Origin of the sequence: Enterococcus ureilyticus (genome assembly GCF_001730315.1) — a bacterium.
Taxonomy (GTDB): Bacteria; Bacillota; Bacilli; order Lactobacillales; family Enterococcaceae; genus Enterococcus_L; species Enterococcus_L ureilyticus.
Window position 1 is genome coordinate 115,322 of record NZ_MIKC01000003.1, and the last position, 11,660, is coordinate 126,981.

Here is an 11,660-nt window from a genome sequence, read left to right on the forward strand (position 1 = left end):
ATAGGAGTTCAACACTGATGAATAATGAAAAAAAAGTAATTAGAGTTGCTATGATTATGGGAAAGATGATTGGGGGGGGAATTGAAGCTGTTGTAATGAATTATTATCGTCATCTTGATCATTCTAAAATTCAATTCGATTTTATTATAGATAATGATTCAACGATTGTTCCAAGAAAAGAAATTCAACAATTTGGTGGTCGTATTATTGAAATCTCACCCTATCAATCAATACTAAACTATAGTAAAGATTTAGAAAAGTTATTTAGAAAAGAAAAATATACGATTGTTCATTCACACATAAATTCATTAAGTGTGTTTCCATTAAGAATTGCTAAAAAATGTGGTATTCCTATACGAATTGCGCATAATCATAGTACCGCGGCTCCAGGTGAAATAAAGAAAAATATTTTGAAATATACATTAAGGTTATTCTCCACTGTGTATCCTACACATTATGCAGCACCCACTTTGTACGCTGGACAATGGCTATTTGGAAAAAAAATTGCGAATAATCAATTGGAAATAATAAATAATGCGATTGACCTTCAACATTTCGCTTATGATGTTGAAACCAGAAATAAATTCAGAGAACAATTTGGATATTCTGAAAATGAGTTTGTCGTCGGAAATATCGGTCGTTTTGTTTGGCAAAAAAACCAATTATTTATTATCGAATTGTTCAACGAATTATTAAAGCAAAGAAAAGAAGCAAGGCTTCTTTTAGTTGGTGAGGGACCTTTAAAGGAAGTATTAGAAAAAAAAATTTCTGAATTAGGGATAGCGGATGAGGTAACGTTTGTTTCAAATACTAAAAATGTCAATGTATACTATCAAATTATGGATATTTTTTTGTTTCCTTCAAATTATGAAGGATTAGGGATGGTTGCAGTGGAGGCTCAAGTTGCTGGATTGCCAGTGATAGCTTCTGAAAAAGTTCCTGTAGATGCAAAAATATCGAATAATTATTGGCAAATTAATTTAAGTGCTGGAAAAAAAGCATGGTTAGAGTGTTTAAAATTAGTAAAAGTAGATAATAGAGAAAGTTACATAAATGATGCTGAAAAAAAGGGATATAATATTAATAACGCTACGCCCAAATTGATGAATTACTATAGGCATCTTTTTGAGGAAAATGATAGGTAATTTATTTTTTCTAAATGTTAATATGGTATGCATGGATATGCAAGATGAATAGAAATTAATGGAGGACTTATTATGGTTAAAGTAGCAGTATTTATGTCTACTTATAATGGGGAAAAATATTTAAGAGAACAAATTGAATCAATACTTGCCCAAAAACATGTAAAAGTATTTTTGTATGTTCGAGATGATGGTTCATCTGACACAACGGTCGATATCTTGAAAGAATTCAAAGAAAATAAAAAATTAGAATTCTATGTTGGAGAAAATATTAACTACGGAAAAAGTTTTTGGGAATTGATGCTAAAATATGGTGAAGCTGAGAAGTTTGATTATTTTGCTTTCTCTGATCAAGATGATTATTGGGAACCTGTTAAGCTTTCTAAGGCATTAGATCTATTAGGCAGTAATGCTCATCCAAAACTATACTTCTCAAATATGGAATTTGTTTCAAGTGATTTGAAGAGTATCGGGCTAAAGAAGTTTGACAATATGAGAATTTCTTTAGGAAGTGAGATGATTCGACACCGAGTTGCTGGGTGTACATATGTATTTAACAAATCATTATTTGAATTTGCTAAATATGTGGATTTTACTTCATTTAAAAAGAAATTTGAACATGATGTGTGGCTATATATTTTATGTTTATCTGTTGAAGGTGAAGTAATTCGTGATAAATCTAGTTATATAAAGTACAGGCAACATAGTGATAATGTTACAGGTCATAGACAAGGACTTATCAAAAGAATGAGGAGAGAAGTTCTGTCTCATTATTTATATCAAGAAAAGAAGAATCTGAAACAAAGTTATTTTCTTTGTCTGTATAAACATTATGAAGACTATATAAGTAACGAAAATAAAAAAATTATAGAACAAGTGATAAATTATAAAACAAATTTAGGCAGTAAAATTAATCTATTAAAGAACAAAGACTTTAGAAGTGGTAATTTTGTTTTTGATACTATTTCAATTTTAGAAGTTTTCTTTGGGGTATATTAAGGAAGTGAAGTAAATGAGAGGTGTATATTTATCGCCAAATGTTTCGCATAATCCTGGGATAAATCAAAAAGTTCTGAATCAAGTAGAAGCCTTTAAGGAAACTGGAGCGGACATTTGTTTAATCATGGATAATAGGAGTGGGAAGTTAAAAAAATTACAAACTGCTATGCCTATTTTTAGTAAGCAATTTGATCGTTTTTTTCCAAAAAAACTAAATAATTACGATTTTGTGTATATCAGAAAACCTTACTATTTTGATTTTGATTTTATACGAAAGTTGTCAACAGTAAAAAAAAGTGGAACTCAAATTATTTTAGAAATACCAACTTATCCATATGATAGTGAATTTAAACATAAAATTTTAATGTTTCCTACGGTATTAAAAGATAAATTGTCAAGAAAAATGTTAAAACGATATGTTTCTCGAATAGTGACTTTTTCTGATGACGAAGAAATCTTTGGTATTAAAACAATTCAAACATTTAATGCATTTGATTTTAAAAGTACTAACTTATCAAAGAAAGTAAATTATAGCAGTAAAATGGAGATAACGCTAATAGCAGTGGCTAATATAGAAAATTGGCATGGTTACGATAGATTAATAATAGGACTTTCAGAATATTATTTAAATAAAAAGGATGATGATCCTGATTTTAAAATATTTATAGTTGGTGGAGGTAATAAGAAGATCATTCAACTTTATAAAAAGATGATTTTTGATAATGATTTAACTGATAGAATTATTTTGACAGATAAAAAAACAGGGAAAGAATTAGATGAGTTGTTCTCATCAGCTGATATTGGTGTTGATTCGTTAGGAAGACATAGAAGCAAAGTGTATTATAATAGTTCACTAAAAGGCAAAGAATATTTAGGCAGAGGCTTGCCTATAATTTCCGGTGTTGAGACTGAATTGGATAATCCAAAATATAATTTTCCCTATTACATGAGAGTTTCAGCAGATGATTCGCCGATAAATTTCAAGGATATTATACTTTTTTTTGAAAAAATACACGATAATAAAAATGCATACTCTATAAAAAAATTTGGGGAAGAAAACTTTAGTTTTCAGGCATCCGTAAAACCGGTAATTGATTATTTAAAGGAAAATGAAGGAAAACACAGTTATGAATAAAGACAAATTAAAAAATATAATCCCTATTTTATTATTGTTATTTTTTTCTTTAAAACAAATTATTGTCAACTATTCAACAATCAATCAATACCATATGTATTCAAAACTAAATCATACATTGACTTTTGGTATTGTTTTTTTACTAGTATTTTTCATAATATTTTTTTGTCAATATAAAATTAAACAATATGCTGCTATAACCTTTATTGGAATCATGATCGTAGTTTCTAGTTTTATAACAAAAGATTTGGCTATAGTAGTGTTTTACTTGTTTGTTTTAGCATTGAAAAATATAGACTATAAGAAAATAGTGAAAACAATCTGCTTTTCCCAAATCACTGGTGTGAGTCTAATACTTATGTTATTTAACTTAGGACTTATTGATGAAAGAATTTCTACAAGGTTGGGTATTGTGAGAAGGAGTTATGGTTTTGGTCACCCAGCTTTTCTATCGACATTTTATTTAATGATTGTTATGGAACTATTTTATCTCTATGAAAATAAGATTAAATACTACCATATAATCATTGTAGTGATTTTAGCAGAAATAATCGATAGAACGACTGATGGAAGGACAAATATGTATTGTTTGTTTTTATTTCTATTTTTATTTGTCATTAGAAAGTCGTTTCGCAAAATTTTAGATTTAAAGACAATAATGTATGTAACAAATTACATCTTTCTATTTTTAGCTTTACTTTGTTCTGTCTATTTAGCAGCAAAATTTAATCCTTATAATATTTTGGAAGCGAAGCTAAATTCAATCTTATCTAATAGACTGTATCTATCTAATTACTTTTGGAATAACTATGGTCCGAGTTTATTTGGTCAACCATTGAAATTTATTTCAACTTTAGAAGGTAGTCTGACAGGTCAGAGCGTATTGATTCTAGATAATTTTTATTTGAATTTAGTTATTAAATTTGGTTTAGTCATGACTGGTTTATTTGTGGGATTTGTATTAAAGTTGTTGAAATTACTTTACTTAAGAGAAGAGACAACTTTGTTAATCATAGTATTTGTTTTTCTAGTATACTCATTAATATCGCCTATAATTATAAACTTGGAGCTTAATTTTATCTTCTTTGCTGGCGTTTTTATATTTCAAAAACAATATAATCCCAAAAATGAACAGTTCAACTAAGCTGAACTATGTTACTCCAAAATATAAAAATATTAGAGGTGAGTAAAGTGGAGAAAGAAAAAATAGAAATAGTTTTCAGTAAACTACTCTCTATCCCTAAATCAATTTTTTGGAATTTTAGACTACTTCCTTTTAAACAAGCGCTACGTTTACCATTGTTATTTCACTTTAAAACTAGGATGTATGTGAATAGGGGAACTATGATTTTATTAAAAGATGCTAAATTATTCAATTTTTCTTTTGGCTTTGGCGGTTCACTTGGTGTTGCTAGAAATAAAGAGTCCTTCTTTATAGTTAGAAATAGCGGAACATTAAAAATAAAGGGTAAAAGTACATTTGCTGCAGGTTCTTCCATTCGTGTTGAAGAAGGGGTCTTGGAAATTGGGGCTAATTTTAATGCAAATAAAAATTGTTATATAAGTGTTTTTAAAAAGGTAATAATTGGTGAACAAGTTTTATTGGGTTGGAATGTTACTTTAATTGATAACGATGGTCATACAATTGACAGTAATCAAAATGTAGGTGAGATTCATATATCCAACGATTGTTGGATAGCAGCACATAGTTATATTTTAAAGAATGTAAGTTTAGGATCAGGAAATGTCGTGGCAGCCCGAAGTCTGGTGACGTCATCTCTTATGAAGCAAGGTACACCAAGTAGGTCAGTTATTGCAGGACATCCTGCAAAGGTCATTAAGACAAATATAGTTTGGAGAGAGTAGAAAAGTGAAAGATAGTTTGGGACAATGTCCGTTAGTTTCAATCATTATGCCAGTTTATAATGTTGGAAGATACTTAGAGGATTCTCTAAAAAGTGTTGAAAAACAAACTTATGCCAACATACAGTTGATTATTGTAAATGATGGTAGTACAGATAGTAGTGGTAACATCATCAAACGATTTATTAAGTCTACTAAATTAACTAATTTGATTTATATAGAGCAAGAAAATGCAGGCCTTTCCGAAGCGAGAAATACAGCGATTAAAAGAGTAGATGGAAAGTACACTTACTTTTTTGACTCCGATGATATTTTAAATGCTAAAGCTATAAAAAAATGTGTTGATTTTATGGAAAAAGAGAATATTGATTTACTTATGTTCTGTGCTGAAGCTTTTATTGAAAATGAGCATAGCTATCAAAGTAAGTATGTATTTAGACCTAAACAGCTTAAAAGTGAAGCTGTCTATTCTAAACAGGAATATATTTTTAAAATGAAAAATGAAAGATTTTCTGCTGTATGGTTATATTTATATAGAACTGAAATAATAAAAAGGAATTCACTTTGTTTTTATCCAGATATATATTTTGAAGATGCGTTATTTACCCCTATTGCGTATTACTATATGAATACTGTAGGTTTTTTATCAGATGTTTTTGTCTATCATAGAATAAATCCTCAATCTATAACAATGCGAGATGATAAGGATGAATATAAAGTTTCATCTTATCTAACTGTATTAAAAGAATTAGATTTATTTGTTAAAATGAATGTAGCTGACAAGTGGTTAATCAATTATTATTCGAAGCAACAAATGTTTACAGTAAGAGAGATTCGAAATTTTTCTATACTGGATAAAGTACATATAAGAACTTTATGTAAAAACTATAATATTGGTTTTGATGTTATTTATGAGTTGAAATCAAGAATAAAAAAAATAGTTAGAAAAGTTTAGAATGGGGAGTAAAAATGTCTCATAAATCTAGAATTCACTATTCCGTACTGAATTCCTCAATATCAGGGGGAATTTATGTTCTGAAAATGCTTGCTCAATTTATTTCCAGAAGTCTTTTTATTTATTTTTTGGGTAAAGAACTTTTGGGGTTAAATGGCCTATTTACGAGTATTTTGAATATGCTTTCTTTGACAGAGCTCGGCATAGGTACATCGATTATATATTCTCTTTACAAACCTTTAAATGAGAAAGATGATCATCAAATTAAGGCACTGATGTCCCTATATAAAAAGATCTATACAACCATAGGTATAATTGTTGGTATTCTAGGGTTAATGTTAGTTCCATTCTTACATATTTTTATAGAAAGTGCTTCAGAAATAAATGGATTATACTACTATTATATATTGTTTTTATTAAATTCTGTTATAAGCTATTTTTTTACATATAATCGTTCTTTATTGAATGCAGATCAAAGAAGTTACATATCAGCAATCAATGATTTCATATTTCAATTATTGGTGATTATTGTTCAAGCTTTCGTTCTTTTTTTAGGAAAAGGTTATGCATTTTTTTTGATTGTTCAAATTATTGGGACTTTACTAAGTAATATTACGATTTCTATTAGAGTGAATAAAGAGTTTCATTATTTGAAAGATGTTCCGATAATGAAGCTGCCAAAAGAAACTGTAGCCACTTTAAAAAAAAATACCATTGGTAATCTATCATCAAAAATAGGACAAATTATTGTTAATGGAACTGACAGTTTATTGATCTCAATATTTGTAAGTTTGGCATCAGTAGGAATATACTCAAATTATTTTTTGATAGTCTCAAGCGTACAACAATTATGTGTTCAAATTACCAACTCAATAACTGCAAGTATTGGTAATGTGGCTGTTGCCGGGGACGAGGAACATGGTTTCGCGGTGTATAAAAAACATTATTTTGTGAGCTTTTCTTTATTATACTTTTCATCGACTAGTTTAATGATTGCCTTAGATCCATTTATACATTTATGGTTAGGTAGTTCATACCTCTTATCAAAAGCAACAATGCTTGCTATAGTTGTAAATTTCATTGTAAAACTTTTTAGGCAAACTCCACTTGTATTTATTGATGCATATGGCTTAGCTTGGATACAAAGATGGAAAGCAATAGTTGAATCCATTGCAAATCTAACTTTTTCTTTGCTTTTTCTTATAGTTTTTGATTTAGGAATTGTTGGGGTGATGTTAGGGACAATCCTTTCTTCTTTGATGACTGTTTCTTGGTACGAACCATATGTAGTCTTCAAATATGGAATAAACAAACCGTTTGGAACTTATCTAAGAATCACAAGTAGATATCTTTTGATATTATTGTTTACATTACTACTAACCTATAGTGTAAATAATCAAATTGAGATTTTGGGAATTGTGGGGTTATTAATCAGATTAAGCGTAGGTTTAGTTATCGCGCTGTTGATTTATCTAATAGTATTTAAAAATGATGATGAGTTTTTATCAATTATGTTAATAGTAAAAAAATTGCTGAAGCGATAGTTCCACTTTTTTAAAACAATGTAAGTCCACTGATTAGTGGAATCCAAAGAAAAAACAATAATCGGATCATTAGTCGTTATTTTACAAATACATTAAGATATCATGCCAATTCTTCAAAAATGTTGCTAGGTGCTTAAAATTGTGAGAAAATAGACATCATGAATTATTCTTGCAAAAAATGAGGAAGTGTCTTATGAAATTATGGAAAAAAGTAATATTGACCGTTTTAGGATTGGTTCTTATATCAGTTGCGGGATTTTGTGCATACGGGATTAAAATGTATTCTGATGCAACCTATACTGTAAAAGGGGTTTATGAATCGATTGACCGGACTTCTAAAAGAAGAGAAGCGGCCGTAAATATCGATGCACAAGAACCTTTCTCTGTTTTATTAATGGGAATCGATACTGGAGATTTAGGCCGTACAGAGCAAGGCCGCTCAGATACTACGATGGTAGTTACTATTAATCCTAAAGAAAAGAAATCGACGATGATCAGTTTAGATCGAGATATATTGACTGAGATTGTTGGTAATGGGACAGAAGATAAACTAAATCATGCCTACGCATTTGGTGGAGCTAAAATGGCGATTGATACAGTATCAGAGTTACTGGATATTCCAATCGATAATTATGTATCGATCAATATGAAGGGACTAAAAGATTTGATTGATGCTGTAGGAGGAATTGAAGTTGATAATACATTAGGTGAGTTCACCTTGGATGGTATTGTTGTCCCAGCAGGTAAAATCACGCTAGATGGTGAGACTGGGTTGGCATATGCGCGTATGCGTAAAGAAGATCCTGATGGAGATATAGGGCGTCAACGTCGTCAAAGAGAAGTTGTTGAAAAAATTGTCAACAAAATTATCAGTTTAGACGGTTTAACAAAGTATAGAAAAATTTTGGATGCGGTAAAAGATAATGTGAAAACTGATTTAACTTGGGACAATATGGTAGATATTCAAAAGAAATATATGCCTGCTTTTAAAAATATCGATTCATTGCAATTAGATGGAGAAGGTACAGAAATTGATAGTATTTATTATCAATTATTAGATCCAACTAAATTATATGAAACTCAAACTGAGCTACGTGCGCAATTGGGTATGGCAAAAAATGAAGAGATGCAAGCTAGAGATACTAGCAATTACAATAATTACGCTGGTGGGAATACTGCTGCATATGGTGGCACTTCAACGGATACTACTAATTATAGTTATGATCCAAATACGTATGTTGATCCGAATACTGGTGTAGTGGATTCTACTTATACAAATCAAGAGGAAGCTGTTTATCCAGATAATGGTTATTAATTATATAACTTCTATTTTCGAAAGAGAATAGAAGTTTTTTTATTTTCACTCACTTTAGACTAGAATTCTTTTTTATAGGGTGTTATAATTGGACTATACCAAATAAGAATACGAGGGAGTAACTTGCAATGGAAATTATCAAAGTAGCGAACGCTGAAGAAGGCGGAAAAAAAACATTTGAACTGATCAAAGAAGGCATGAGTAATGGTGCAAAAGTATTAGGACTTGCGACAGGCAGCACGCCAGAAACATTATATAAAGAAATGACTGCAAGCGATTTGGATTTTTCTGAGATGACTTCTGTGAATTTAGATGAATATGTTGGCTTAGGCGGAGAAGACGATCAAAGCTATCGTTACTTCATGAATGATCAACTATTTAACAAAAAACCATTTAAAAACACCTACGTACCAAACGGAAAAGCAGAAGATTTAGCAGCTGAATGTAAGCACTATGAAGGGATTATCGACGATAATCCAATCGACATTCAAATTCTAGGTATTGGACAAAATGGGCATATTGGGTTTAACGAGCCAGGGACACCACTAGATAGTTTGACTCATGTAGTTGAATTAACTGAGTCTACAATTAATGCGAACAAACGTAATTTTGAAAAAGTTGAAGATGTACCAACTAGAGCTGTTTCAATGGGAATCGGCTCAATCATGAAAGGCAAAAAAATGATTTTAATGGCATATGGATCAGCAAAGGCTGATGCGATCAAAGGAATGATCGATGGACCTGTTTCTGTTGACTTACCAGCAAGTGCGTTACAAAATCATTCAGATGTTGTTGTCATCATTGATGAAGAGGCTGCTAGTAAATTATAAAAATATGAAGCTGTGATCACAGGATTAATTCCTTTGATCACAGCTTTTTTTGATGAAACTAAGCATCATTCTCTCAATTCAAATTAGTGCTATAATAGGATAGAAGATCAATAGGAGGATTGAGTATGGTGGATATAATTTTAACAGTTCCGGAAATCATTATAAGACTATGTTTGGCAATGCTGATTGGTGGAGTCATTGGATTTGAACGCCAATACAAAAATCGCCCAGCTGGTATGCGGACACATATTTTAGTTTGCATGGGAGCAACGATCATTGCATTAATTCAAGTTGAAATCGCTGCTAGTGCTTTGCAAGATGCGATTAATCATCCAGAGTTAACTGGTGTGATCCGCTCCGACCAAGCAAGACTAATTGCACAAGTTGTTAGTGGAATCGGTTTTTTAGGTGCAGGAACGATCATAGTGACGAAACAGTCCGTTACCGGCTTGACCACAGCCGCATCCTTATGGGCTGTCGCAGGTTTAGGAATTGCGATTGGTATGGGTTACTATGCTATTGCGATAACTAGTTTTATTGGTGTTTTTATTGCTTTAACAGTTGTTAGAAAAGTAATCCATGTCCCGACAACAAAGAAACTAGAAATTCGTTATATACACAAACAAGAAACAAAAGAATTTATCAACCAGTATTTTGAAGAACACAAAATTGAAATCGAGGATGTCAATTTCAATGTAGTCTTAGTTGAAGACGTGCAGATTTACACGAATATTTATACGATTGATCTACCTAAAGGCATGACCTATGCTGAAGTGATAGAGGACTTATCGATTTACAAAAATATCACGAAACTGCGGCTAGTTAGTATATAAGTTATCTTATTATTATAAGGAAAATAAAGTGAGTTTGAACGTGTCATCATTCAAGCTTACTTTATTTTTTGATAAGGCGTTCTTATTCCATAAAAAAAGTAAGCAACCAACTGAATAAAACAGTCAAACTTCCACTAAAAAAGTTGACCCAATCATTTGTTACCCATGAAATTCCGCTGATTTTTAAGGTAGATTGATGATGATGCTGTTGTTGTTCAGTAATAGATCCGCAGATGGGGCAGCGATATTTTACTTGAAAGATGATACCTAGTAGGCTATCGATCAAAGAATCAAGAAAGCCGCAAAAGAGTGGAAGGCTGAACAATAGAAGGGGTGAAAGCTGAAAATCCTCATAGCTTCCAGAGTTTAGCCAGAAGGCAGTAGCAATCAAAAGACTACCTAACAGTGAAGAAATAGTCCCTAATAGTGAAATACCGCCAGAAAGACCGGGCGTAATCGGTTTAAATGAAAGAATAGAATAGGGGGCTTCTTTACTTAAAATACCTATTTCAGATGCCCAGGTATCTGAAGTTGCACCTGCGATACCGCTAACATACCCAATTAGGAACAATTCAATGTCTGTATAGTAGAACAGAATTAAAGAAATAATAGCAGGGAGACTATTGGCAAGCACTTGGCAGGCATCTCTAGTATGTCCTTTTTCAGTTACACTCGAGTCTGAGCCTCTTTTCATCCCTTTCTTTATCAAATGGATAAAGCCAGAACTGGCAAAAAATAGAATTAACAACTCCCAAACGGGCCATGAACCAAACCCACAAACAATTATAGCAACAAAAATCATAGCCAATGTGCCAGATTTGGTAAGTAAATGTGTAATATAAGAAAATATGCCAATAAAACTGCCTACAATCATGCCTATTAATAATTTATAAAGTAAAATAGTCATCATACACCTCTTAAATAATTGGTTCTGTCTAAACGGATAAACAAAATAAGTATAGCATGGAATGAGAGGTAGTTATAAAATCTTTTATAAGATAACACGAAAATTGAGACAATAACCCCTTTATGCTAGTAAAGAAT

Annotated in this window: 11 protein-coding genes; 10 read left to right on the forward strand and 1 reads right to left on the reverse strand. The window is 31.1% G+C overall.

Features of this window, described 5'->3' with window-relative positions; translation table 11 throughout:
* Nucleotides 1-17: 17 nt before the first annotated feature.
* From BCR24_RS02990 to BCR24_RS03035, 10 genes are all read left to right on the forward strand, one after another.
* Nucleotides 18-1,145: a glycosyltransferase gene (locus BCR24_RS02990; protein ID WP_167351661.1), complete on the forward strand. Its 1,128-nt coding sequence runs from the start codon at nt 18-20 to the stop codon at nt 1,143-1,145.
* 72 nt (nt 1,146-1,217) lie between these two features.
* A complete protein-coding gene (locus tag BCR24_RS02995; RefSeq protein ID WP_069639083.1) occupies nt 1,218-2,141 on the forward strand; it encodes a glycosyltransferase in 924 nt (307 codons plus the stop codon).
* A gap of 13 nt (nt 2,142-2,154) precedes the next feature.
* Nucleotides 2,155-3,276 carry a glycosyltransferase family protein gene (locus BCR24_RS03000; protein ID WP_069639084.1) on the forward strand — a complete coding sequence of 374 codons (1,122 nt, stop codon included), beginning with the start codon at nt 2,155-2,157 and terminating at the stop codon, nt 3,274-3,276.
* A complete protein-coding gene (locus tag BCR24_RS03005; RefSeq protein WP_069639085.1) occupies nt 3,269-4,420 on the forward strand; it encodes a hypothetical protein in 1,152 nt (383 codons plus the stop codon). The genes BCR24_RS03000 and BCR24_RS03005 overlap by 8 nt, the downstream gene beginning before the upstream one ends.
* Before the next feature lie 47 nt (nt 4,421-4,467).
* Nucleotides 4,468-5,142, forward strand: a complete 675-nt coding sequence (locus BCR24_RS03010) for an acyltransferase (RefSeq protein ID WP_069639086.1) — start codon at nt 4,468-4,470, stop codon at nt 5,140-5,142.
* A gap of 4 nt (nt 5,143-5,146) precedes the next feature.
* Nucleotides 5,147-6,094 carry a glycosyltransferase gene (locus BCR24_RS03015; protein ID WP_069639087.1) on the forward strand — a complete coding sequence of 316 codons (948 nt, stop codon included), beginning with the start codon at nt 5,147-5,149 and terminating at the stop codon, nt 6,092-6,094.
* Between the two features lie 14 nt (nt 6,095-6,108).
* The gene (locus BCR24_RS03020; protein WP_069639088.1) at nt 6,109-7,638 is read left to right on the forward strand and encodes a lipopolysaccharide biosynthesis protein; all 1,530 of its coding nucleotides are present in this window, start codon (nt 6,109-6,111) and stop codon (nt 7,636-7,638) included.
* 193 nt (nt 7,639-7,831) lie between these two features.
* Nucleotides 7,832-8,953, forward strand: coding sequence for an LCP family glycopolymer transferase (locus BCR24_RS03025; RefSeq protein WP_069639089.1), 1,122 nt, complete (start codon nt 7,832-7,834; stop codon nt 8,951-8,953).
* 128 nt (nt 8,954-9,081) lie between these two features.
* On the forward strand, nt 9,082-9,783 hold the full coding sequence (nagB, locus tag BCR24_RS03030) for a glucosamine-6-phosphate deaminase (RefSeq protein ID WP_069639090.1): 702 nt from the start codon (nt 9,082-9,084) through the stop codon (nt 9,781-9,783).
* A 125-nt stretch (nt 9,784-9,908) separates the two neighbouring features.
* Nucleotides 9,909-10,616: an MgtC/SapB family protein gene (locus tag BCR24_RS03035; protein ID WP_069639091.1), complete on the forward strand. Its 708-nt coding sequence runs from the start codon at nt 9,909-9,911 to the stop codon at nt 10,614-10,616.
* A gap of 82 nt (nt 10,617-10,698) precedes the next feature.
* On the opposite strand, the gene BCR24_RS03040 is transcribed toward BCR24_RS03035, so the two are convergent.
* Nucleotides 10,699-11,523, reverse strand: a complete 825-nt coding sequence (locus tag BCR24_RS03040; RefSeq protein WP_069639092.1) for a DUF92 domain-containing protein — start codon at nt 11,521-11,523, stop codon at nt 10,699-10,701.
* Between the last annotated feature and the right edge of the window lie 137 nt (nt 11,524-11,660).

Bases quoted from the DNA above. Each gene is read 5' to 3' on its own strand.
- BCR24_RS02990 (WP_167351661.1), top strand. From the start codon at position 18: ATGAATAATGAAAAAAAAGTAATTAGAGTTGCTATGATTATGGGAAAG.
- BCR24_RS02995 (WP_069639083.1), top strand. From the start codon at position 1,218: ATGGTTAAAGTAGCAGTATTTATGTCTACTTATAATGGGGAAAAATAT.
- BCR24_RS03000 (WP_069639084.1), top strand. From the start codon at position 2,155: ATGAGAGGTGTATATTTATCGCCAAATGTTTCGCATAATCCTGGGATA.
- BCR24_RS03005 (WP_069639085.1), top strand. From the start codon at position 3,269: ATGAATAAAGACAAATTAAAAAATATAATCCCTATTTTATTATTGTTA.
- BCR24_RS03020 (WP_069639088.1), top strand. From the start codon at position 6,109: ATGTCTCATAAATCTAGAATTCACTATTCCGTACTGAATTCCTCAATA.
- BCR24_RS03025 (WP_069639089.1), top strand. From the start codon at position 7,832: ATGAAATTATGGAAAAAAGTAATATTGACCGTTTTAGGATTGGTTCTT.
- nagB (WP_069639090.1), top strand. From the start codon at position 9,082: ATGGAAATTATCAAAGTAGCGAACGCTGAAGAAGGCGGAAAAAAAACA.
- BCR24_RS03035 (WP_069639091.1), top strand. From the start codon at position 9,909: ATGGTGGATATAATTTTAACAGTTCCGGAAATCATTATAAGACTATGT.
- BCR24_RS03040 (WP_069639092.1), bottom strand. From the start codon at position 11,523: ATGACTATTTTACTTTATAAATTATTAATAGGCATGATTGTAGGCAGT.